At 64.3% G+C, this 21,028-nt stretch carries 24 protein-coding genes; 15 read left to right on the top strand and 9 right to left on the bottom strand.

Annotated features, from left to right (window positions below; translation table 11 throughout):
- Positions 1 to 11: 11 nt before the first annotated feature.
- From gnd to HNQ71_RS10675, 6 genes are all read left to right on the top strand, one after another.
- Complete coding sequence (gnd, locus tag HNQ71_RS10650) at positions 12 to 1,025, top strand: phosphogluconate dehydrogenase (NAD(+)-dependent, decarboxylating) (RefSeq protein ID WP_184872548.1); 1,014 nt, start codon at positions 12 to 14, stop codon at positions 1,023 to 1,025.
- Positions 1,026 to 1,048: 23 nt separating this feature from the next.
- Positions 1,049 to 2,425, top strand: a complete 1,377-nt coding sequence (zwf, locus tag HNQ71_RS10655) for a glucose-6-phosphate dehydrogenase (protein WP_184872549.1) — start codon at positions 1,049 to 1,051, stop codon at positions 2,423 to 2,425.
- A gap of 14 nt (positions 2,426 to 2,439) precedes the next feature.
- Entirely contained in the window at positions 2,440 to 3,144 is a 705-nt protein-coding gene (locus tag HNQ71_RS10660) for an ROK family protein (RefSeq protein ID WP_184872550.1), read from the top strand.
- A 215-nt stretch (positions 3,145 to 3,359) separates the two neighbouring features.
- Positions 3,360 to 3,821: a Ros/MucR family transcriptional regulator gene (locus tag HNQ71_RS10665; RefSeq protein ID WP_184872551.1), complete on the top strand. Its 462-nt coding sequence runs from the start codon at positions 3,360 to 3,362 to the stop codon at positions 3,819 to 3,821.
- A 122-nt stretch (positions 3,822 to 3,943) separates the two neighbouring features.
- Positions 3,944 to 5,044 carry an aminotransferase class I/II-fold pyridoxal phosphate-dependent enzyme gene (locus HNQ71_RS10670; RefSeq protein WP_184872552.1) on the top strand — a complete coding sequence of 367 codons (1,101 nt, stop codon included), beginning with the start codon at positions 3,944 to 3,946 and terminating at the stop codon, positions 5,042 to 5,044.
- Positions 5,045 to 5,206: 162 nt separating this feature from the next.
- Positions 5,207 to 6,445, top strand: coding sequence for an MFS transporter (locus HNQ71_RS10675; RefSeq protein WP_184872553.1), 1,239 nt, complete (start codon positions 5,207 to 5,209; stop codon positions 6,443 to 6,445).
- Between the two features lie 3 nt (positions 6,446 to 6,448).
- On the opposite strand, the gene HNQ71_RS10680 is transcribed toward HNQ71_RS10675, so the two are convergent.
- The 6 genes from HNQ71_RS10680 to hemC all read right to left on the bottom strand — a co-directional run bounded on the left by HNQ71_RS10680 (position 6,449) and on the right by hemC (position 12,548).
- Positions 6,449 to 7,165, bottom strand: coding sequence for a glutamine amidotransferase (locus tag HNQ71_RS10680; protein ID WP_184872554.1), 717 nt, complete (start codon positions 7,163 to 7,165; stop codon positions 6,449 to 6,451).
- Positions 7,166 to 7,182: 17 nt separating this feature from the next.
- Positions 7,183 to 7,662 carry a tellurite resistance TerB family protein gene (locus HNQ71_RS10685; RefSeq protein WP_184872555.1) on the bottom strand — a complete coding sequence of 160 codons (480 nt, stop codon included), beginning with the start codon at positions 7,660 to 7,662 and terminating at the stop codon, positions 7,183 to 7,185.
- Positions 7,663 to 7,698: 36 nt separating this feature from the next.
- Positions 7,699 to 9,300: a heme biosynthesis protein HemY gene (locus HNQ71_RS10690; RefSeq protein ID WP_184872556.1), complete on the bottom strand. Its 1,602-nt coding sequence runs from the start codon at positions 9,298 to 9,300 to the stop codon at positions 7,699 to 7,701.
- Between the two features lie 10 nt (positions 9,301 to 9,310).
- Complete coding sequence (locus HNQ71_RS10695) at positions 9,311 to 10,792, bottom strand: COG4223 family protein (protein ID WP_184872557.1); 1,482 nt, start codon at positions 10,790 to 10,792, stop codon at positions 9,311 to 9,313.
- A gap of 111 nt (positions 10,793 to 10,903) precedes the next feature.
- Entirely contained in the window at positions 10,904 to 11,620 is a 717-nt protein-coding gene (locus HNQ71_RS10700) for a uroporphyrinogen-III synthase (RefSeq protein ID WP_184872558.1), read from the bottom strand.
- A gap of 1 nt (position 11,621) precedes the next feature.
- Positions 11,622 to 12,548, bottom strand: a complete 927-nt coding sequence (gene hemC, locus HNQ71_RS10705) for a hydroxymethylbilane synthase (RefSeq protein WP_184872559.1) — start codon at positions 12,546 to 12,548, stop codon at positions 11,622 to 11,624.
- A 100-nt stretch (positions 12,549 to 12,648) separates the two neighbouring features.
- On the opposite strand from hemC, the gene tsaD reads away from it, so the two are divergent.
- The 6 genes from tsaD to HNQ71_RS10735 are packed head-to-tail and all read left to right on the top strand — an operon-like array spanning position 12,649 to position 16,689.
- A complete protein-coding gene (tsaD, locus tag HNQ71_RS10710; protein WP_184872560.1) occupies positions 12,649 to 13,737 on the top strand; it encodes a tRNA (adenosine(37)-N6)-threonylcarbamoyltransferase complex transferase subunit TsaD in 1,089 nt (362 codons plus the stop codon).
- Positions 13,734 to 14,765 carry an NAD(P)H-dependent glycerol-3-phosphate dehydrogenase gene (locus HNQ71_RS10715; protein ID WP_246461453.1) on the top strand — a complete coding sequence of 344 codons (1,032 nt, stop codon included), beginning with the start codon at positions 13,734 to 13,736 and terminating at the stop codon, positions 14,763 to 14,765. Before tsaD ends, HNQ71_RS10715 begins: the two co-directional genes overlap by 4 nt.
- A 39-nt stretch (positions 14,766 to 14,804) precedes the next feature.
- A complete protein-coding gene (locus HNQ71_RS10720) occupies positions 14,805 to 15,101 on the top strand; it encodes a YciI-like protein (protein ID WP_184872561.1) in 297 nt (98 codons plus the stop codon).
- Between the two features lie 42 nt (positions 15,102 to 15,143).
- The gene (locus tag HNQ71_RS10725; RefSeq protein ID WP_095084061.1) at positions 15,144 to 15,569 is read left to right on the top strand and encodes an EVE domain-containing protein; all 426 of its coding nucleotides are present in this window, start codon (positions 15,144 to 15,146) and stop codon (positions 15,567 to 15,569) included.
- Positions 15,524 to 16,222 carry a class I SAM-dependent methyltransferase gene (locus tag HNQ71_RS10730; RefSeq protein WP_184872562.1) on the top strand — a complete coding sequence of 233 codons (699 nt, stop codon included), beginning with the start codon at positions 15,524 to 15,526 and terminating at the stop codon, positions 16,220 to 16,222. Before HNQ71_RS10725 ends, HNQ71_RS10730 begins: the two co-directional genes overlap by 46 nt.
- Before the next feature lie 50 nt (positions 16,223 to 16,272).
- Positions 16,273 to 16,689 (top strand): DUF1761 domain-containing protein, encoded by a 417-nt coding sequence (locus tag HNQ71_RS10735; protein ID WP_184872563.1) that lies wholly within the window; start codon positions 16,273 to 16,275, stop codon positions 16,687 to 16,689.
- Between the two features lie 16 nt (positions 16,690 to 16,705).
- On the opposite strand, the gene gcvA is transcribed toward HNQ71_RS10735, so the two are convergent.
- Positions 16,706 to 17,626, bottom strand: coding sequence for a transcriptional regulator GcvA (gene gcvA, locus HNQ71_RS10740; protein ID WP_184872564.1), 921 nt, complete (start codon positions 17,624 to 17,626; stop codon positions 16,706 to 16,708).
- 130 nt (positions 17,627 to 17,756) lie between these two features.
- Between gcvA and HNQ71_RS10745 the strand changes: the two genes are divergently transcribed.
- Complete coding sequence (locus HNQ71_RS10745) at positions 17,757 to 18,020, top strand: hypothetical protein (protein WP_184872565.1); 264 nt, start codon at positions 17,757 to 17,759, stop codon at positions 18,018 to 18,020.
- Between the two features lie 121 nt (positions 18,021 to 18,141).
- Here HNQ71_RS10745 and HNQ71_RS10750 read toward each other — a convergent pair whose 3' ends face one another.
- Positions 18,142 to 18,738: a L,D-transpeptidase family protein gene (locus HNQ71_RS10750; protein ID WP_184872566.1), complete on the bottom strand. Its 597-nt coding sequence runs from the start codon at positions 18,736 to 18,738 to the stop codon at positions 18,142 to 18,144.
- Positions 18,739 to 18,822: 84 nt separating this feature from the next.
- Here HNQ71_RS10750 and HNQ71_RS10755 point away from each other — a divergent pair, with 84 nt between their 5' ends.
- Positions 18,823 to 19,506 carry a response regulator transcription factor gene (locus HNQ71_RS10755; RefSeq protein WP_023760937.1) on the top strand — a complete coding sequence of 228 codons (684 nt, stop codon included), beginning with the start codon at positions 18,823 to 18,825 and terminating at the stop codon, positions 19,504 to 19,506.
- Positions 19,507 to 19,625: 119 nt separating this feature from the next.
- Positions 19,626 to 20,081: a Crp/Fnr family transcriptional regulator gene (locus tag HNQ71_RS10760; protein ID WP_184872567.1), complete on the top strand. Its 456-nt coding sequence runs from the start codon at positions 19,626 to 19,628 to the stop codon at positions 20,079 to 20,081.
- Positions 20,082 to 20,148: 67 nt separating this feature from the next.
- On the opposite strand, the gene HNQ71_RS10765 is transcribed toward HNQ71_RS10760, so the two are convergent.
- Complete coding sequence (locus HNQ71_RS10765) at positions 20,149 to 20,955, bottom strand: exodeoxyribonuclease III (RefSeq protein WP_184872568.1); 807 nt, start codon at positions 20,953 to 20,955, stop codon at positions 20,149 to 20,151.
- Positions 20,956 to 21,028 lie beyond the last annotated feature (73 nt).

Consider the following 21,028-nt stretch of genomic DNA (forward strand, 5'->3'; position numbering starts at 1 on the left):
GGGACGAAACCATGCAGATCGGAATGATGGGATTGGGCCGGATGGGCGCCAACATGGTCCGGCGCCTGATGCGCGACGGCCACGAATGCGTCGTCTACGACATCAACGCGGCCAGCGTCGCCGCCCTGGTGACCGACGGCGCGTCAGGGGCGGCATCCATGGAAGAATTCGTCGGCAAGCTGACCAAGCCGCGCTGCGTCTGGCTGATGCTGCCGGCGGCGATCACCGGCAAGATCATCGATCAGGTGGCCGCCCTGATGGAACCCGGCGACATTATCATCGACGGCGGCAATTCCTACTATCACGACGCCGTCGACCAGGCCGCGAAACTGGCCGCCAAGGGCATCCATCTTGTCGATGTCGGCACCAGCGGCGGCGTCTGGGGACTTGAGCGTGGCTATTGCCTGATGATCGGCGGTCCCGACGTGGCGGTGCAGCACCTTGATTCGATCTTTGCCACGCTGGCGCCCGGTGCCGATGCCGGTTCCAATCCGCCCAAGGATGCCGGGACCGCACCCTTTGGCTATCTGCATTGCGGACCGAGCGGTGCCGGCCACTTCGTCAAGATGGTGCACAACGGCATCGAGTATGGCGTGATGGCCGCCTATGCCGAAGGCATGAACATCCTGAAGTCGGCCAATGCCGGCAAGCGGCAACGAACGGCGGACGCCGAGACCAGCCCCCTGGAAAACCCGCAATACTACCAGTTCGATGTCGACCTGCCTCAAGTGGCCGAGGTTTGGCGGCATGGCAGCGTCATCGGCTCCTGGTTGCTCGATCTCACCGCGGGCGCGCTGAAAAGTGATCCGGACCTCGCGAATTTCGGCGGCCGCGTCTCGGATTCCGGCGAAGGCCGCTGGACGCTGAAGGCGGCGATCGACACCGGTGTGCCGGCGCCGGTTCTGTCCTCGGCGCTGTTTGACCGCTTCTCCTCGCAAGGCGAATCCGAATTCGCCGACAAGCTGCTTTCGGCAATGCGTTATGCCTTTGGCGGCCATGTCGAAAAGCCGAAGTCCGGCTCGTGACGGCGGCAAGGGGAGACACGCCGATGAGCCCGGAACGGTCCGACACGCTGGTGCTCTTCGGAGCCACCGGCGACCTCGCCCACAAGAAGATATTTCCAGCCCTTTACCAGATGGTGGCCAAGGGCACGCTCACCGAACCGGTGATCGGCGTGGCGTTCGACGCCTGGGACCTCAAGCAATTGCAGGCGCGCGCCCACGACGGCATCGTCAATGCGCTCGGCAAGATCGACGAAAAATTGTTCGCCAAGTTCGCCTCCCTGCTGCGCTATGTCAGCGGGGACTATCGCGATCCGGCGACGTTCGAAAAACTGAAAACTGCGCTCGGCACCGCCCAGCGGCCGCTGCACTACATGGCGGTGCCGCCGACCATGTTCGAAACCGTCGTCCAGGGACTGGAGCAATCGGGCACCGCGCATGGCGCGCGGCTGATGGTGGAAAAGCCCTTCGGGCACGATCTGCAATCGGCGCGCTGGTTGAACCGTGTCCTGCATCTGGTGTTCGACGAACCGTCGATCTTCCGCATCGACCACTATCTCGGCAAGGAAGCGATCCAGAACCTGCTCTATTTCCGCTTCGCCAATTCCTTTCTGGAACCGATCTGGAACCGCAATTTCGTCGAGAGTGTGCAGATCACCATGGCTGAGGATTTCGGCGTCGAGGGGCGTGGCCGCTTCTATGACAATGTCGGGTGCATCAGGGACGTCATCGAGAACCATCTGCTCAACATCCTGTTGCTGCTTGCCATGGAGCCACCCGTCGGCCGTTCCGCCGACGATTTGATCGACGAGAAGGTGCAGGTGCTGCGGGCGATCCGCACCTTGGCGAAAGACGACGTCGTGCGTGGTCAGTTCACCGGCTATCTCGCCGAACCCGGTGTGGCGCCGAACTCACCGGTCGAGACCTTTGCGGCGGTGCGTTTCTTCGTCGACACCTGGCGCTGGCAGGACGTGCCGTTCTTCATCCGCGCCGGCAAGAACATGCCCGTGCATGTCACCGAAGTGGTGGTGCGGCTGAAGCGCCCGCCGCTCGACGTCTTCGATCCGATCAAGCCGGCCGACCAGAACTACGTCCGCTTCCGCATCGATCCGCAAGTGGTGATCGCCATCGGCGCCCAGCGCAAGGCGGCGGGCGACGACATGATCGGCGAACAGGTCGAGCTGACGGCGCTCGACGACAGCAAGAGCGACATGCCGCCCTATGAGCGGCTGATCGGCGATGCCATGAACGGCAACGGCCAGCTGTTCACCCGCCAGGACGCCAGCGAGCTGGCCTGGCGCATCGTCGGCCCGGTGCTCGGCGACACCACGCCGCCGCACCTTTATGAACCGCTCACATGGGGTCCGGCGGACGTGATGGCTGGGTTCGGGCCGCCCAATGGCTGGATCGATCCGGTAAAGTGAGTGGAGGTGACGCGATGGCCAAGGCGGTGAAGCAACCGGCATCGGAACCTGAGAAGATCGTGCTTGCGATCGATATTGGCGGCTCGCATGTCAAGATTCTCAGCAGCGCCGGCGGCACGGAGCGCCGCGCCGACTCCGGGCCCGGCCTGACGCCGCAGCAGATGACCGATGCGGTGAAGAAGCTTGCCGAGGGCTTGTCCTACGACGTCATCTCGATGGGCTACCCCGGCCCGGTCACCCACAACAGGCCGCTCACCGACCCTGCCAATCTCGGCAAGGGTTGGGCCGGCTACGATTTCACCGCGCAATTCGGCAAGCCGGTGAAGGTGGTCAACGACGCGCTGATGCAGGCCATTGGCAGCTATGAAGGCGGCCGCATGCTGTTCATCGGGTTGGGAACCGGCCTCGGTGCAGCGATGATCGTCGACAATGTCGCCCAGCCTATGGAACTCGCCCATCTTCCCTACAAGAACGGCAAGAGCTTCGAGGACTATGTCGGCGAACGCGGCCTGGAAAAGCGCGGCAAGAAGAGATGGCGCAAATATGTCTTCGACGTCGTCGACCGGCTCCGCGCCGCCATGCAGCCCGACTATGTCGTCATTGGCGGCGGCAATGTCGACAAGCTCGATGAATTGCCCGCCGACAGCCGTCGCGGCGACAACACGCGCGCCTTCGAAGGCGGATTTCGTTTGTGGCGCGACAAGGCGCTGATAGTTTGATATTGTTATTGTTTAATATAGTTGTTCAAAATAACGTGTGCCGCGGCATCAAGTCATTGCGCTGCGCAGATTTGCCGACTAGGAATTCCGCGCCACAACAACGCTGCCCATCCCGTGGATGCACAAAGGACGCCGCAGCATTTTGATCTTGCGCATGATCCTTTCCGGGAATCGAATCCGATTTTCAGGTCATTCGCTTTAGACGGAGGAATAGATTGACCGACGATAGCAACAGCGCCCGTAAAGACATCGACCTGCTCGAGCTGACGGCTCACATCGTGTCGGCTTATGTCGAGAAGAACCGCCTGCCCGCTTCTGGTCTGGCCGATCTCATCGCCAGCGTCAGCACTTCGATAAGCGGGCTCGGCCAGCCGGCGGTCCCGGTGGCGGCACCGCTGGTCCCGGCGGTCAACCCCAGGAAATCGGTGACGCCGGATTTCATCATCTGCCTTGAAGACGGCAAGAAGTTCAAATCCCTGAAGCGTCACCTCGGCGTGCATTTCGGCCTGACGCCGGACGCCTACCGCGCCAAATGGGGCTTGCCAGCGGACTATCCCATGGTCGCCCCCAACTATGCCGCATCGCGTTCGCTGCTGGCGAAGTCGATCGGCCTCGGCCGCAAGGCCGCCGAGGTCGTGCCCGCCAAGGGCAGAGGCAGGAAGAAGGCCTCGGCCTGAGCAATTCGGTCCTGAGCCAACACTTAGGACGACTGGAACAGAAGCCTGCCGGCGAATCCGCCTTGGCAGGCTCAATGTTTTTGTGGCTTGGATGAACCGGACGGGTTCTTTGGGGGGAAGCCATGAACTACACCAGGATGGTGATCGAGAAAGAAGCGCCGGAAGAATACGGTTACGACCGGATCCGCTACAACCTCTCTGAAAGTTCGATCGCCGACCAGAAACTCTCCGACATCGGCCTGTCCTTGCCCGATCTCACGCTTTTCTACGGCGAGCATCGCGGCGACAAGGAGTTGCGCGCGCTGATTGCCGCGCAGGACGCCGGCATCTCGCCCGATGATGTGCTGGTCACCGCCGGTGCCGCCGGGGCGCTGTTCATCATCTCGACCTCGCTGTTGTCGAAGAGCGATCATTTGGTCGTCATCAGGCCCAACTACGCCACCAACATCGAGACCCCTAGGGCGATCGGCTGCGCCATCAGCTTTGTCGACCTGGCCTTCGACGACGGCTTCGCCGTCGATGTCGGCCAGGTGGCGGCGGCGATCCAGCCGAACACCAGGCTGATCAGCGTCACCTGCCCGCACAATCCGACCGGCACGATGATGGGCCGGGCCGAACTCGACGCGCTGGTCGCCCTCGCGGAAAGCAGGAACTGTCATTTGCTGGTCGACGAGACCTATCGCGACCTCTCCTATGGCAAGCGCCTGCCGTCGGCTGCATCGCTGAGCCGGAAGGCGATCAGCGTCTCGTCGCTGTCCAAGGCCTTCGGCATTCCCGGCATCCGCATCGGCTGGCTGATCACCAGGGATGCGGAACTTCAGGAGAAATTCCTCGCCGCCAAGGAGCAGATCGGCATCTGCGGCAGCGTCATCGACGAAGGCATCGCGCGCGGCATGCTGCAGCGCCGGGACGCGTTCCTGGCGACGCTGCTGCCCGAAATGGCCAGGCGCCGCGACATCGTCCAGGCCTGGATCGACCGTGAGCCGCTGGTCGACTGGGTACGGCCTGAAGGCGGTGTCGTCGGCTTCCCGCGCCTGAACGTCGATCCCGGCTTCGACCTCGACCGGTTCTATGTGAACCTGCTGGAAAGCCATGGCGCCTATGTCGGACCCGGCCATTGGTTCGAAATGCCGAAGCGCTTCTTCCGCGTCGGTTTTGGCTGGCCGACGGAAGCCGAGTTGAGGAGCGGCCTCGACGCCATCTCCGCGGCGCTCAGGCAATAACATCCTCGTGCAATCAACAGAAACAGGGTGAAATTTCGTTGATCCAGCGCTGATTTTGGCGCACATCGCGCTGCGAACTTTGTTAGAAGTTCCCTTGGCCGGAACAGCGCCCATCCGGGAAGTGCCCCGCCGGCCGATGCCATCGCAACGGGGCCTCGATCCATGACTGCCGCACAAACCCTGCCGGACCAGCGCTATGCCGCGTTCCGCCACGGCTCCTTCCTGAGCTATTGGGCGGCGCGTTTCCTCACCACCTTCGCCACCATGATCGTGTCGGTCGCGGTCGGCTGGCAGATGTATGACCTGACGCGGGATCCCCTCGATCTCGGCCTGGTCGGCATCGTCCAGTTCCTGCCGTCGCTGTTGCTGGTGCTGGTCACCGGTGTCGTCGCCGACCGCTTCGGCCGTCGCTTGATCATGGCGCTGGCGGTGGTGGTTGAGGCGATCTGCGCGCTGACGCTGCTGTTCCTGACCCTGCATGGCATCAGCGGACCGCTGCCGATCTTCGTCGTGCTCGCCATGTTCGGCGTCGCCCGCGCCTTCTTCGGCCCGGCCTCGGCCTCGCTGTTCGCCAATCTGGTGCCGCCGGAGGATTTCGCCAACGCCATCGCCTGGAATTCGTCGGCCTGGCAGACGGCGACCATCGTCGGCCCGGTCGCCGGCGGCCTGCTGTATGGCGTGTCGGCGGAAGTCGCCTATGGCACCGCCGCCGTGCTTATGCTTGCGTCCGGGTTGCTGATCTTCACCATCCCGAAGCCCGCGCAACGCACCGAGACCGAGAAGCCGACGCTGCAGAACCTTTTCGGTGGGTTCAGCTATATCTGGAGCGAGAAGATCGTTCTGGGCGCCATCTCGCTCGATCTGTTCGCCGTGCTTTTGTCTGGCGCCTCGGCGCTGTTGCCGATCTACGCGCGCGACATCCTCCAGCTCGGCCCCTGGGGCCTAGGCTTGCTACGTTCGGCGCCGGGCGTCGGCGCCATCTTCGTCGCCATCTGGTTGGCCGGCCATCCGATCCGCAACCATGCGGGGCTGATCATGCTCGGCTTCGTTGCAGCGTTCGGCGCCTTCACTGTGCTGTTCGGCCTGTCGACCATCACCTGGCTGTCGATCGCAGCGCTCGCCTTCCTTGGCGCTACCGACATGTTCAGCGTCTATATCAGGGAGACCTTGATCCAGCTGTGGACGCCCGACCATGTTCGCGGCCGCGTCAACGCCGTCAACCAGGTCTTCGTCGGCGCCTCCAACGAGGTCGGCGAATTCCGCGCCGGCACGATGGCGGCGTTGATCGGCACGGTGCCTGCGGTCGTGGTCGGCGGCGTCGGCGCGATCGCGGTCGCGGGGCTGTGGATGGTGCTGTTCCCGCAATTGCGCAAGGTGCGCCACCTCAACGGCCGAAACTGACGTCTACCGCAGCGCCGGCTTGCCGAAGATCATCCGCAGGAATTCATCCAGCCAGCGCTTGAGATACATGTCCCAGATCAGCCGGCCGCCGAGATGATCGCGGCCGGGCTGCGCCCCGGGCAACTCGAAGCGATGCGCGCCGCGCACCACCCAGCGCTGCATCATCGCCCTGGTCAACTCGCCATGGAACTGGATGCCCCAGGCATTGTCGCCATAGCGGAAGGCCTGGTTGGGATAGGTCTCGGCCGTCGCCAGCAGCGTCGCGTCCCTGGGCAGTGAAAAGCCCTCGCGGTGGAACTGATAGACCATCTCCGGCCAATGCATCAGGGTTTTGCCGGCTTCGGTCGCCTTCAGCGGATACCAGCCGATCTCGACCAGCCCTTCGCCGTGACCCTCGACCTTGCCGCCGAGATGGTTGACGAGCATCTGCGCACCAAGGCAGATGCCAAGGCACGGCCGGTTCTCCTTGAGCGGTATTTCCAGCCAGGCGGTCTCGCGACGAACGAACTCGTCCTCGTCATTGGCGCTCATCGGACCGCCGAACACCACAGTGCCGGCGTGGCCCTCCAGCGTTCCCGGCAAGGTATCGCCGAGCGGCGGGCGCCGAATGTCGAGCTCGAAGCCCTCTTCCAGGAGCATGTGGCCGACGCGTCCGGGGCTCGAATTCTCCTGATGCAGCACGATCAGGATCTTTGGCTTCGAACTCGTTTGGCGCGGCATGGGCAGGCGAAATCCGTCTATTCGTCGCTCGATGTTCCGGTGGCGTCGGGTGCCTGCTCCGCCGCCTTGCGGCGCGCCTCGATGCGGTCGCGGCGTTCGACGCCGATCAGCTCGGCGACGCGCCAGACCGTGTTGTCCTCGAGCTCGTGCAGTTCGCCATCGGCGTAGACGATCTCCCACATCAGGCCGATGAAGGCCTTACGCGCCTCGGCATCGAGATGGCGCTTCAAGACACTGGTGAAGGCATAGAGATCGATCGCCTCATTGTCGGCCTGCTCGCCGGCGGCGGCGAGCGCTTCGAGCTCGGCGCCGCTGATCGAGTAGCTCTGGGCCAGCACCGCCTTGAACCGCTCCCACTCGACATCCTGGCGCACGCCATCGGCATTCATGACGTGATAGAGGAGCGCCGAAGCCGCGACGCGCGGATCGTCGGTGCTGGCATGCGTGCCGGCGCCGGCCGGCAAATCCCTCAGAAATGACAGAACACGTTCAAACATATTCCATTCCCCAACGGCCCTCACGGCCGGCCCAACTCAAAACAACCGAAACCGGCGCGGCGACTTTTCCGCTTCCTCGTCGGGATCGACGCCGGGATCGTCCGGCAGGCGCGCATGCTCCTCGGCCGGCTCGACGGCTTCGGCGTTGGCCGGCACCTCGGCGAAGGCGGCGGCCGTGATCGGCCGAACCTGATCTTCCTCGCGGCCTTCAGCCTCCTTGCCCGCAGAAATTTCGCCGCCGGCGTCATCGATCACCTCGACCGGCCTCTCGCTCACCGACTTTGCCAGCGCTTCGATGACCGGCACGGGGGCGGCCGATGCATCATCATGGCTGTCGATCAGCTGGCCGAGTCGCTCCATCGGCGCACGCCACTCGAAGGCGTCGAGCCGGCCGGTGACCGGCGATACCGGCGCCCAGCGCTCCGAAACGACGCCGTCGGCGACCCAAGCCGGATCGCGCGGCGCCCGAACCGCCCTGGACAAAAGCTGCCGCACCTTGCCCTGGTCGCCGGTATCGGCCTCCTCGATGTCGGCCAATAGCAGATAGGCACCCTCGCGGCGGTCCATCCTGATCGCCGCCTCGGCCTCGCGGCGGGCGGTCGAAAAATCCAGTGCGTCAAGTGCTGCGCGCGCCACCGTCATCGACGACTCGGCGTGGTTCTTCTTCATCTCCTGCAGCTTCTTCGCCCGGTTGAGGCGGTCGAGCACCGCATCGCCCGGCCGTGCATGTGTATAGAGCTCGGCAATCTCAGGATGCGGCTCGGCCCTCCACGCCGTCTCGAGGATTTTCGAGCCCTTGCGCACGTCGTTCTGCTTGAACAGCGCGGCCGCGGCGACGACAGCGGCGGGGACGAAATCCGGCCGCAGCCGGTTGGCCTCGATCGCCGCGGTTCTGGCGGCAGTCGGATCGCTACCGGCAAGCGCTTGCGCCTTGGCGGTCAACAGCACGGCACGGCGGCGGTTGGCGGCATCGCGTTCGATCTGCCGTGTGGACTTCTGCGCGTCGACGAGTTTCAGCGCCCCGTCCCAGTCGCCGCGCGCGGTCAATTCTTCCAGTGTCGATTCGGCTGCCCAGGCCAGTTGCGGCGCCATAACGGCGGCGCGGCCGGCATAGTGCCTGGCGGCGTTGCGGTCGCCGAGCCGTTCGGCTTCGAGATAGAGCCCGCGCAGGCCGAGCAGCCGCATTTCGGGATCGTCGAGCATGCTCTCGAATTTCTGCCGCGCGCCTTCATGATCACCTTCGAGCAGCGACGCCTGCGCCTCGAGCAGATGAATCAGCGGCTCCTGGTCGGAACGGATCAGCTTGGCCGCTTCCTTGGTTTTCTTCCGAGCCAGCGCGCCGTCACCGGCGCCGGCGGCGATCATGCCGGTCGACAGCGCCTGATAGCCACGGTCGCGGCGGCGCACGCGGAAATAACGCGAAATGGTGTAGGGGCTGTTCCACAGCGACTTGACCAGCCACCAGAAGATCATCACCGCGGCGACGACGGCAACGACGGCCACCGCCGCCACCATCAGGCTGACCTGGTACTGGTAGCCGCTGAAAGTGACGACCATGTCGCCCGGCCGGTCGGCTAGCCAGGCAAAGCCCAGTCCGAGCGCGAAAACGACGATGAGGAAGGCCAAGAGGCGGATCATGGTGTTGCCCTCATGCCTTCATCGCGCCGGAGATCAGCGCGTCGACCTGTGTTTCGACCTCGATGCGTGCTTTCAGTTTGCCGGCAAAGTCCGCGCCGGCGGCCTTCACCGCTTCGGGCAGCGTGCCATACTCGCTGAGCGCCTTGGCATAGTCGCCCTGGTTGACGGCCACCTCCATGCGCGCGACGGTTTCCGGTGCGCCGGCACCTTCGACGGCGCCGATCGGTCGGACCTTGACCAGCGATTCGGCGCTCGACAAAAGGTTCTGCAGGAAACCGGCATTCTCATCGACAGGCGTCGCGGCGGCGACCATGGCATTGGCCGCGGCATCCGCTTGCGATGCGATCTCCGCGCGGGTCGGCACGCCTTTTTCAGCATAGGCGCGCAGTGTCGCAAGCTGCGGCGCATCCGGCGAGATCGCGGCAAAGGTTTCGAGTTCGGCCGAGAATGGCGCGCCACGGTCGAGCGCGGACTTGAGCGCCGACGCGGCGATGGCGAGCGCGATCTTCGGCTGTCCCGCCGCTGCCTCGACCTTGCCGGAAAGCTGCGACACCGACTGCTCGAGTGTGGTGAGCCGGCCCTCCAGCGCCGTCGTTGCTTCGCCGGCTGACTTTGCCTGCGCGTCGAGACCAGCCAGCTTTTCGTTGAGCGGTCCGAGATCGACCGGCGCCGTGCCGCCGGCCTTGCCAAGGGCGGCGACCGCGGTTTCGATCTGCTTGACCTTGTCGCCAAGCGCTGCAAGCCCGGCCGTGTCGCCCGCTCCACCGGATTCGACCGCCGACTTCAAAGCCGCGACATCCGTCTTGACCTGATCCAGCGCCGACGACAGGCCGTCGACCTTGGCAGATGCGTCGGTGTTGCCACCCGTTTCCTTCAGGCCGTCGATTTCGCTCTTCAGCGCGGCGATCTCGCTGTTGACGCCGTCGAGCGATACACCGGAACCGGATCCCGGCGCGCCCAGCAGCTTGGCATATTGCAATCCACCCGCGCCGACCAGCGCGATGACACCACCAATGATGCCTGCGGCGATGCCATTGAGTCCGCCACGCTTTGCCGTTGGTGTTGGCGCCATTCTGTCGTCCCGTGTCTCGGTTCTTGCCTTGCTGTCGTCAGCCTGGGCGCGCTTCGCCGATGCATCCTCGAAATTGTAGTCGAAGGCTTTGGTTTTGCTGGCCGGCGCATCGGACGCTCCGGGGTAGGCAGATTCAGCTTCGCTGGCGCCCTTGGCTGCCGCTTCTTCGGCCGCCGCTGGCTGCTCCGGTGCGGCCGGGGCGTCGGCATGCTCCCAGGGCTCGAGATCGGTCTGGTCGGCATGCACCGGTTCTTCGGGAATCTCGGCTTGCGAGACAGCCTCCTCTGGTGTCTCCTCGGTGCCGGCCTGTGGCTTGGCGGCGTCCTCGTCGGCGATGCGCGAGACCGCGACGGGCTCGAGATCGATGGTCACCGGCTCGCGGCGGCCTTTCGAGTGTCGCATCTTCGGCGTCTTGACCATGCTTGGGCTCCGCACAATTCGCTTCGTCTCAACGCCTGGCGGCGCATGATGGTTCAGAAAATGGTCTAGCACATCACCAAGCGGTGAAAAGGGGCGGTGTGATGACGCGGCTCAGGGCCGCGCCCGCAAAAGTGCCAGCAGCGTTTCCTCGTCGGGCTGCGCGGCAATGCGGATTCTTTCATTGGCAGTGCCGTCAAGCACTGCCGCAATGCGCGTGGAGAGGGCAAAAAACCTTGTCTTTTCAAAGAGCCCTTGCAGCGCGGGCCGTCTAATCAGGACCTGCATCGCGGCGGCGGCCTTGGCTGAATAGAGCAGCACCGCATCGGCGGATTGGCCGGACAGGCGTTCGAGGATGGCTTCGTCAGAATAACCCACCGCAAGCGTGTCATAGGTCTCGACGGCATGGACCCGGACACCTTCCGCCCTCAGCCTGAGTTCGAACACCGGAAAGCGCACGCGTCCGCAGAGATAGACAATAACCTTCCCCGAAAAATGCCCGGCAAGACTGTCGGCAAGCGCCTCGGCATCGCCCGGGCCTTCGCTGACCGACGAGAACCCCGCTTTGCGCGCGGCTTCCGCTGTCCTTGTTCCCACGGCATGGCAGGGCAGACCGGCAAGCGCCGCGATGAGTTCCCTGGAAGCAAGCCGCACGGCATTGGCGCTGGTGATGGCCACCGCGATGGCATAGCCTGGAATCAGTCCGGCATCGACCGGCAACGCCGCCGTTTCGGTCAGGGGCAGAAGGATCGGCTGGAACCCCGTCTCCTGAAGCCGCTGTGCCGTGCGCGAGGCGCCCAGTTCCGGTCTCGTCACCAGGACGCGAAGCATTTCAGAGCCAGCCGTCGAAGAACTTTTCGCCGGCCTTGGCCCGCACCGTCCGGGCGGCTTCCTGGCCGATGCGGGCAGCATCCTGTGCCGGCCCCTGCAGCTCGACCGTGTGCGACTGTGTGCCGTCGGGCGAGATGATCAACCCGGCGAAAGACAGCGTTCCGGCCTCGATCGCCGCATAGCCGGCGATCGGCGTGCGACAGGAGCCATCGAGCGCCGCCAGAAAGGCGCGCTCGCAGGCGAGCGCCTGGCCCGTCGGCGCATCATGGATGGCCGCCAGCATCTTTTCGACATCGCCATCGCCGATGCGGGTTTCGATGCAGATCGCGCCTTGTCCCGGCGCCGGCGGGAAGATGGCGAGCGGCATCAGGTCGGTGACGACGTGATCGAGCCCGAGCCGCTTCAGCCCGGCATAGGCCAGGATGGTGCCGGCGGCGACGCCTTCATCTAGCTTGCGCAGGCGCGTCTGCACATTGCCGCGGAACATCACCACGTCGAGATCCGGCCGCATCCGCCGGATCAGCGCCTGCCGCCGCAGCGACGACGAGCCGACCTTCGCCCCGTGCGGCAGGTCGGCAATGGTCTTCGCCGCCTTGCCGATAAAGGCGTCGCGCGCGTCCTCGCGCGGCAGGAAGGCGCTGAGTTCCAGGCCGTCCGGCAATTGCGTCGGCATGTCCTTCGACGAATGCACGGCGATGTCGATCCGGCTGGCCAGCAGTGCCTCCTCGATCTCCTTGGTGAACAGGCCCTTGCCGCCGGCCTCCGACAGCGGCCGGTCCTGGATGCGATCGCCGCTGGTCGAGATGACGACGATCTCGAACGCCTCCGCCGGCATGCCATGCGCGGCCATCAGCCGCGCCTGCGTTTCATGCGCCTGTGCCAGCGCCAGCGGGCTGCCGCGTGTTCCGATTCTCAAGATTGTTTGCATGGCGTGCGGTCCGTGATAACCCCCGGGCAGACCGAGGCCTTTCCGGGCTTTCTCCTAATGGGGAAAGCGCTGACAGACAATCTCTAGGGACAGCGACGAATTGATCCGCGTTCTGGGCATTGAGACGAGTTGTGACGAGACCGCCGCCAGCGTCGTGGCGCTGGACGGTGACGCTGCGCCAAAAATCCTGTCCAACATCGTGCTCAGCCAGATCGAGGAGCATGCCGCCTTTGGCGGCGTCGTGCCCGAGATCGCGGCGCGCGCCCATGTCGAGGCGCTGGACGGCATCGTCGAGGCGGCTCTTGCCGATTCGGGCACAGCATTAGCCGATATCGATGCTATCGCCGCCACGGCGGGCCCCGGTCTGGTCGGCGGGCTGATTGTCGGGCTGATGACCGCCAAGGCGATCGCCGCGGCGGCGAACAAGCCGCTGATCGCCATCAACCACCTCGAAGGCCACGCCTTGACCGCAAGGCTGACCGACGGGCTCGATTTTCCCTATCTGCTGCTGCTGGTCTCCGGTGGCCACACGCAGATCCTCGCCGTGCGCGGCGTCGGCGACTATCAGCGCTGGGCAACCACCATCGACGATGCGCTCGGCGAAGCCTTCGACAAGACCGCCAAGATGCTCGGCCTGCCCTATCCCGGCGGACCGAATGTCGAAAAGGCCGCCCAAACCGGCGATGCGTCGCGCTTTGCCTTTCCGCGCCCGATGAAGGGCTCGGCCCAGCCTGACTTCTCCTTTTCCGGCCTCAAGACCGCCGTACGCCAGGCAGCGACAGCCATCGCGCCGCTGAGCGACCAGGATGTCGCCGACATCTGCGCCTCGTTCCAGGCAGCGGTGGCCGATGCGCTGGCCGACCGTGTCGCACGTGCGCTGGCGCGCTTCCGCGAGACATTTCCCGGCACCAAGAATCCCGCCCTGGTGGTTGCCGGCGGTGTTGCCGCGAACCGCACCATCAAGGCGACGCTGGAGCGGCAGTGCGACGAGGCCGGTTTCACCTTCGTCGCGCCACCGCTCAAACTGTGCACCGACAACGCGGCGATGATCGCCTGGGCCGGCATCGAACGGTTGCGCGAAGGCATGGCTGAAGAAAACGGCTTCGACTTCGTGCCGCGCTCGCGCTGGCCACTGGACAGCATCTCGACGCCGATGGTCGGTTCCGGCCGGCGCGGAGCCAAGGCATGAATGGCCGGGAGATGAACCGCCAAGCCATGGAAAAACCGGGCAAAAGCGGCTGGCGCGTCAGCGTGCTTGGCGGCGGCGCTTGGGGCACGGCGCTGGCGCTGGCCATGCTGCGCGCCGGCCATTCGGTGCGGTTGTTCGGGCGCGACCCGGAAACCGTCGCGGCGATCGGTCGCGGCGAGAACCCGCGCTATCTGCCTGGCATCGCCATCGGGCCCGGCATCGAGGCGACAAGCGACATCAAGACGGCACTCGCTGGCGCCGATTGTGTGCTGGCGGTGACGCCGGCGCAATCGCTGCGGGCGACGCTGGCGGCCGTGAAAGGCTACATGCCTGCCGACATCCCGCTCGTTCTCTGTGCCAAGGGCATCGAGCGCGACACCGGCGCCTTGCTGTCGGCGATCGTCGGCGAGATCCTGCCGCAAAATCCGGTCGCCGCCCTGTCGGGTCCAAGCTTCGCCACCGATGTCGCCCGGGGCCTGCCGACGGCGGTGGTCGTGGCCGCACGCGACGAGGCATTGGCCGCGGACCTCGCGGCCCGCTTTTCGGCGGAGAATCTGCGCTGCTATTCGAGCGACGACCTCATCGGCGTCGAGATCGGCGGCGCCTTGAAGAACGTCTTCGCCATTGCCGCAGGTGCTGTCACCGGGGCCGGGCTCGGCGCCAGTGCCCAGGCCGCCATGGTGACGCGCGGCTTCGTCGAACTGCGGCGTATCGGTGCCGCCTTCGGTGCCAGGCCCGAAACGCTGATGGGCCTGTCCGGCCTTGGCGACCTTTTGCTCACCTGTTCGTCGACCCAATCGCGCAATTTCGCCTACGGGCTGGCGCTGGGGCAAGGCAAGCCGCTGGCCGGATTGGCGCTGGCAGAAGGCGTGCCGACGGCGGCGATCGCCGCCCGCATCGCCACCGAGCGCAACATCGACGCGCCGATCATCGCCGCCGTCGCGGCCATACTGGACGGCACCATCACCATCCGGCAGGCTGTGACGGCCTTGATGACCCGGCCGCTGAAGACCGAAACCGACGATTGATCCCCCACAACATCGATCCCACGACCAGGAGAAAGACCAATGCTGTTTGCGTTGATTTGCAAGGACAAGCCCGGGAGCCTGCAGGTACGCCTCGACACGCGACCCGAGCATGTCGCCTTTCTCGAAGGGTTGAACGGCGACAAGAAACTGGCTTTCGCCGGTCCGTTCCTGGACGCCGAAGGCAAGCCCGACGGCAGCCTCGTGGTCGTCGAGGCGCCGGACCTGGCCGGGGCACAGGCCTTGTCGGCCGCCGACCCGTACGCCAAGGCCGGGCTGTTCGAAAGCGTCGAAATCCGCCAGTGGAACTGGACGTTCAACAAGCCGGCGGCTAGTTAAATCCGGTCGCTGGCGCATGACCCGCAACGAGGAGCAAAAGAAATGAACTACTGGCTGTTCAAATCCGAACCCTCGGTCTTCTCCTTCGAGGCGCTGAAGGCGAAGGGCAAGGCCGGCACGCAATGGGATGGCGTGCGCAATTATGCCGCGCGCAACAACATGAAGGCGATGCAGATCGGCGATCTCGGCTTCTTCTACCATTCCAACGAGGGGCTGAATGTGGTCGGCATCGCCGAAGTCTGCGCGCTTGCCCATCCCGACACCACGACCGACGACCCGCGCTGGGAATGCGTCGACATCCGTGCCTTCAAGGACGTGCCGAACCCGCCGACGCTGGAAGAGGTCAAGGCCAATCCCAAGCTTGCCGAAATGGCGCTGGTGCGGCTCGGGCGGCTTTCCGTGCAGCCGGTGACGCCGGCCGAATGGAAGGAAGTCTGCCGCATGGGCGGCCTGACACCCGCTCCGTGACGGCACTCACGCCAGACAGCGCGAAACAATTCATCCTCGACAACACGGCGCTGATGACGCCGCCGCATGTGCCGGAAATCCTGCTTCATCTTGCCGATGAGGCGCATGATTTGTGGCAGCGGACGGAGGATGAGCTGGTCGAGATCGGCCTGCCCCCGCCCTTCTGGGCCTTTGCCTGGGCCGGCGGCCAGGGCCTTGCCCGCTACATCATCGACAATCCGGGTACAGTTCGGGGAAAGCGCGTGCTCGACTTCGCTTCCGGCTCCGGCCTTGTCGCCATTGCCGCTGCCAAGGCCGGTGCCGCCAAGGTGATCGCAACCGACATCGATCCGTTTTGCGCCACCGCGATCCGCCTCAATGCGCAGGCCAACGATGTCGGGATCGAGTTCCTCGGCACGGATTGCATCGGTACCGATGCGGGCTGGGACGTGATCCTGGCCGGCGATGTTTTCTACGACAATTCCTTCGCCAACCGGCTGATGCCGTGGTTCGCGACGCTGAAGGCGCGCGGTGCCGATATCCTGGTCGGCGATCCCGGCCGGTCGTATATGCCGAAGGCGGGACTGGAACCGCTGGCGGTCTATGAAGTGGCCGTCACCCGGGCATTGGAGGATTCCCTGGTCAAGCGCACCACCGTCTGGCGGTTTGCTTGACGCCATGGCTGAACAGGCGTTCCATCAGATCGGCATCGAAGGGGGAACTCATGGATTTTGAAGCAGTGAACTGGCTGGCGGTGATCGCCGCCGCCATCGTCGCATGGTTGTTCGGCGCCGCCTGGTACATGGGCCTGAGCAAGCCGTGGCTGAAGGCCGCCAGGATTGATTCGGCAACAATGAAGAAATCGCCGCTGCCCTTCGTCATCAGCTTCATCGCCGAACTGATCATGGCCTACATCATGGCCCTGGTGGTCGGCGCGATGACCGGCGGCGAGCCGTCATTGCTCGCCGGACTTGTCTTCGGCTTCGTGCTTTGGCTGGGCTTCGTCGCCACGACGCTTTCGGTCAACCATCGCTATCAGGATTTCGGCTGGGACCTGACCCTCATCGACGGCGGCCACTGGCTCGGCGTGCTGCTGATCATCGGCGTGGTAATCGGCTGGTTCGGCGCGGCAGCAGGCTGATGACCTGCCGCGATCGTCAGGTCCGCGTCCTGGCGACTTCCTCGAGTATCCATTCGCGAAAGGCGACGATGCGCGGATCGTCGGCCGTACTCTCGGGATAGACCAGGAAATAGGCGAACTCGGCTCCCACCCGCAGGCCGAGTTCAAAAGGCTGCACCAGCCTGCCTTCGGAGAGGTCGTTTGCCACCATGGCGAAATCGGCGAGCGCGACGGCATTGCCCTCGATCGCCGCCTGAACGGCGTCGGTGGAGTTCCTGAACACGATGGTCCGGCTGTCGTCGAAATCGTTGATGCCGGCCGCCGCCATCCACATCCGCCAGTTCGGCCATGTCACGCCCTGTCGCGCCCATTCGATATGGGCAAGCGTGTGGTTGAAGAGGTCACGCGGCTCGCGCAGCGGCGGACCGGACGTCAGCAGGCCCGGGCTGCACACCGGGATGATGATGTTGTCGAACAGGCGATGGGCGCGGAGGCCCGGGTACTTCCCGACGCCGAACCGGATGCCGACATCGACGTCGTCGAGGTCGAAATCCCGCACCTCGTAGGCGATGTCGAACCTGAGCTCGATATTGGGCTGATGCCTGCGAAAATCGTCGACGCGCCGCATCAGCCATTTTGACGCGAACTGCGCGTCGAGCGTTACCTTCAGCAGTGTCGTACCGCGCGTCAGCTTGCGCGCCCGCGAGACGGCCCGGCCAAGCAGGTCGAGTGCATCGATCGAGGCCTCGAACAGCACCGTGCCCGCCGCCGTCAGCCGGATGGTGCGGCTGGTGCGCGTGAACAGCACGATGCCCAGCTGATCCTCGATTTCCTTGATCTGATGGCTGACCGCAGCCGGCGTCAGGCCGAGTTCGTCGGCGGCACGGGTGAAGTTGAGGTGCCTGGCGGCGGCTTCCAGCGTCCTCAGCGCTCGCGTTCCAGGCAGCAGGCGGGACATGCTATCCTCAAATAAAACTTGATAATCTCGAAAGAACTACTCGTTTCTCATTTAAATTTCAATACGGCATCATGCATCCATCGCAACACCATCAAACCGGATTTGATATCCGGATGAAACGGATCACGCCATGTCCCACATTGTTTTGAATGAGCCGGTATCCACGCCGGCCTGGCTTAGGGCGGTGCTTGACTGGTTTCGCCATGCCAGGGTCGCCATACGCCTCGCCCGCCACGATATCGTCCACCAGGACGTCGAGAACCTCACCGATCGCCATCTGCGCGACATCGGCGCCGAGCGCCGCGACGTCGCCCGCGCCATGGACAGGGAGCTTGGCCGGCTGGGCCTGCTCGACATCGGCTGGCAGAAGCCAGGCGGGCGATTAGGGGAGTAAGGGAATAGGGCAGTAATGCAGTAGGGGTTTAAGACGGCACCGACACATATGCCCTACTGCCCTACTGCCCTACTGCCCTACTGCCCTACTGCCCTACTGCCCTACTGCCCTACTGTCCTACTTACCTAACTACCCTCATCACCGTCTTGTCCGACAGCAGCGGCAGCAGCCGCGCCATCGTGCGTGCGGTCACCGCGACGCACCCTTGGGTCGGCGTGAAGCCGGGCCGCGCCAGATGGAAGAAGATGGCGCTGCCGCGCCCACGCCGGCGCGGCGCCAGGTTCCAGTCGAGCACCAGGCAGGCGTCATAGAGGCGGTCGTCGCGCCGCATGCGTTCGTGGCTGGCGCCATAGGGAATCTTGACCGGCCTGTTATAGTTGCGGTCGTCAGGCACCTCGCACCAGCCCAGATCAGGCCCGATTGGCGTCATCGCCAAACGGGTTTTGCGGCCGCTGGAGAACTGATCTCCCCGGAAATAGCCCGACAGGATTCGCATCGGGGCAAGCGGCGTGGCGCCGTCGCCTTCACGCTTGTCGGCCGAGATGCCGCCCCGCCCCAGCGCACAGGCAAACACCGTTCTGCCGGCCTGCAGCAGGCCCTGGCTCGGGTTCCCGGGCCTCGCCCGCACAGTCAGAACGCGCAGCCCTTTTCGCAAATTTGCGCCGGCTGCATTGCGATCGCGTTTTTTCTTGTATGATCGTGCCACGGAACAAATCACTGTGATCGGCTGTTGTGCCGGTCAGCTTCCGCATAAAGAGACAGCGGTCAACTGAATTTTCTTTTCAAAACAACGGATTGATCCATGACTTCACGCACCATTCTAATCGTCGACGACGATGACGACCTGCGCGGCACTCTGGTCGAGCAATTGTCCCTCTACGAGGAATTCGACGTGCTGCAGGAATCGACTGCGGCAAAAGGCGTCGCCACCGCGCGCGGCGGCCTCATCGATCTGCTCATCATGGATGTCGGGCTGCCCGACATGGATGGCCGCGAGGCCGTCAAGATCCTGCGCAAGGGCGGCTACAAGGCGCCCATCATCATGCTGACCGGCCACGACACCGATTCCGATACGATCCTTGGTCTCGAGGCCGGCGCCAACGACTATGTGACGAAGCCGTTCCGCTTCGCCGTGCTGCTGGCGCGCATCCGTGCGCAATTGCGCCAGCATGAGCAGAGCGAGGACGCCACCTTCTCGGTCGGGCCCTACACCTTCAAGCCCAGCCAGAAACTGCTGATCGACCCGCGTGGCGGCAAGGTGCGGCTGACGGAGAAGGAGGCCTCGATCATCAAATATCTCTATCGCGCCGACCAGAAGGTGGTGACGCGCGACGTGCTGCTCGAGGAGGTGTGGGGCTACAATTCCGGCGTCACCACGCACACGCTGGAAACCCATGTCTACCGGCTGCGCCAGAAGATCGAGCGCGATCCTTCCAATGCGGAAATTCTTGTGACAGAAAGCGGTGGCTACAAGCTGGTTCCTTAAACATTTCATTATCCAATGAGCGGCCGGGCGGGGCCGCATTCGGGTACGATCCAGTTGGAGGGGGTTGTGGATCGTATCGCAGGGGAGGGAATGGACTGACCGTTCGGGGACACAGCTAGATGGCGTTGGATGACGACATTCGCATCCTGTCCGCCGTGGGGCTCTTCGAGGGCTTCACGCAGGAACAATTGCGTCTGCTCGCCTTCGGCGCCGAGAACACAATACTGCTTGCCAACCACAAGCTTTACCGCGAGGACGACGAGGCGGATTCCGCCTATGTCGTGGTCAGCGGGCGCATCGTGCTCTATCGAGAGCAGAATGGCGAACGCATCCCGATACGCACGGTCGGCCCCGGCACGATCCTGAGCGAACTGGCATTGATCGCAGACAGCAATCGGCTGACCAGCGCGTCAGCCGAAATCGATTCGGAAGTGATACGGCTCAGCCGCAAGATGTTCCGCCGCATCCTCGAAGAATATCCGGAAATCGCGGTGAATCTCCACCAGCGTATCTCCGAGGAATTTCAGGCACTGATCCGCCGCATCGAGGAACTGGCGCCACGCTTCTCTGGCTAGTGGCAGCGATAGTTGGTCATCCCGCTGCCCGGACCTTGGGGGGGTGAGGTCTGGCCGCGACCCAGCTCTAATCGAGATCGAACCGCGCGATGACCGGCACATGGTCCGACGGCCGCTCCCAGCCGCGCGCCAGACGCAGGATCTCGTAGCCGGCAAAATGAGGCACCAGGTTTGGCGAAGACCAGACGTGATCGAGCCGTCGGCCACGGTCCGAGGCCTGCCAGTCCTGCGCGCGATAGCTCCACCAGGTGTAGAGCTTCTGCTCCTGCGGAATATTGAGCCGCATCAGGTCGACCCAGTTGCCGGCCAGCCGCATCGCCTCGAAGCTTTCCGTCTCGACCGGCGTGTGGCTGACCACGTTGAGCAACTGCTTGTGCGACCAGACGTCGTGTTCGAGCGGGGCGATGTTGAGGTCGCCGACCAGGACCGAGCCTGACACCTCGTCATGTTCGGCACGGATGGCATTCATCTCGGCAACGAAATCGAGCTTGTGCTTGAACTTCCTGTTGATGACAGGATCCGGTTCGTCGCCGCCCGCCGGAACGTAGAAATTATGCAACAGGATGGCCTTGCCGCCGGCCCGCACTGTCACCGACAGGTGCCGGCTGTCCTCGATCTCGCAGAAGCGGCGCCTTTCGACCACCTCGATGGGCCGCCGCGCCACCGTGGCGACACCGTGGTAGCCCTTCTGGCCGTGGAAGGCGATGTGCTCGTAGCCGAGCTTACGGAACGCCTTTTCGGGAAACAATTCGTCCGGAACTTTGGTCTCCTGCAGGCAGAGCACATCCGGCGCATGCTCGACAAGCAGGCGTTCGACGATCGGCATGCGCAGGCGAACGGAATTGATGTTCCAGGTGGCAATGGAAAAGGGCATTCGGCAATCCAGGACAGCGTATGGCCAGCCAGAACCAACGGGCCCTGGCGGGCAAGACGCCTTTTGACGGAGT

This window comes from Mesorhizobium sangaii, assembly GCF_014207355.1.
Taxonomy (GTDB): Bacteria; Pseudomonadota; Alphaproteobacteria; order Rhizobiales; family Rhizobiaceae; genus Mesorhizobium; species Mesorhizobium sangaii.

Coding starts and splice junctions, on each gene's coding strand:
- gnd (WP_184872548.1), top strand. CDS start 12: ATGCAGATCGGAATGATGGGATTGGGCCGGATGGGCGCCAACATGGTC.
- zwf (WP_184872549.1), top strand. CDS start 1,049: ATGAGCCCGGAACGGTCCGACACGCTGGTGCTCTTCGGAGCCACCGGC.
- HNQ71_RS10660 (WP_184872550.1), top strand. CDS start 2,440: ATGGCCAAGGCGGTGAAGCAACCGGCATCGGAACCTGAGAAGATCGTG.
- HNQ71_RS10670 (WP_184872552.1), top strand. CDS start 3,944: ATGAACTACACCAGGATGGTGATCGAGAAAGAAGCGCCGGAAGAATAC.
- HNQ71_RS10675 (WP_184872553.1), top strand. CDS start 5,207: ATGACTGCCGCACAAACCCTGCCGGACCAGCGCTATGCCGCGTTCCGC.
- HNQ71_RS10680 (WP_184872554.1), bottom strand. CDS start 7,165: ATGCCGCGCCAAACGAGTTCGAAGCCAAAGATCCTGATCGTGCTGCAT.
- HNQ71_RS10685 (WP_184872555.1), bottom strand. CDS start 7,662: ATGTTTGAACGTGTTCTGTCATTTCTGAGGGATTTGCCGGCCGGCGCC.
- HNQ71_RS10690 (WP_184872556.1), bottom strand. CDS start 9,300: ATGATCCGCCTCTTGGCCTTCCTCATCGTCGTTTTCGCGCTCGGACTG.
- HNQ71_RS10695 (WP_184872557.1), bottom strand. CDS start 10,792: ATGGTCAAGACGCCGAAGATGCGACACTCGAAAGGCCGCCGCGAGCCG.
- HNQ71_RS10700 (WP_184872558.1), bottom strand. CDS start 11,620: ATGCTTCGCGTCCTGGTGACGAGACCGGAACTGGGCGCCTCGCGCACG.
- hemC (WP_184872559.1), bottom strand. CDS start 12,548: ATGCAAACAATCTTGAGAATCGGAACACGCGGCAGCCCGCTGGCGCTG.
- HNQ71_RS10715 (WP_246461453.1), top strand. CDS start 13,734: ATGAATGGCCGGGAGATGAACCGCCAAGCCATGGAAAAACCGGGCAAA.
- HNQ71_RS10720 (WP_184872561.1), top strand. CDS start 14,805: ATGCTGTTTGCGTTGATTTGCAAGGACAAGCCCGGGAGCCTGCAGGTA.
- HNQ71_RS10725 (WP_095084061.1), top strand. CDS start 15,144: ATGAACTACTGGCTGTTCAAATCCGAACCCTCGGTCTTCTCCTTCGAG.
- HNQ71_RS10730 (WP_184872562.1), top strand. CDS start 15,524: ATGGAAGGAAGTCTGCCGCATGGGCGGCCTGACACCCGCTCCGTGACG.
- HNQ71_RS10735 (WP_184872563.1), top strand. CDS start 16,273: ATGGATTTTGAAGCAGTGAACTGGCTGGCGGTGATCGCCGCCGCCATC.
- gcvA (WP_184872564.1), bottom strand. CDS start 17,626: ATGTCCCGCCTGCTGCCTGGAACGCGAGCGCTGAGGACGCTGGAAGCC.
- HNQ71_RS10745 (WP_184872565.1), top strand. CDS start 17,757: ATGTCCCACATTGTTTTGAATGAGCCGGTATCCACGCCGGCCTGGCTT.
- HNQ71_RS10755 (WP_023760937.1), top strand. CDS start 18,823: ATGACTTCACGCACCATTCTAATCGTCGACGACGATGACGACCTGCGC.
- HNQ71_RS10760 (WP_184872567.1), top strand. CDS start 19,626: ATGGCGTTGGATGACGACATTCGCATCCTGTCCGCCGTGGGGCTCTTC.
- HNQ71_RS10765 (WP_184872568.1), bottom strand. CDS start 20,955: ATGCCCTTTTCCATTGCCACCTGGAACATCAATTCCGTTCGCCTGCGC.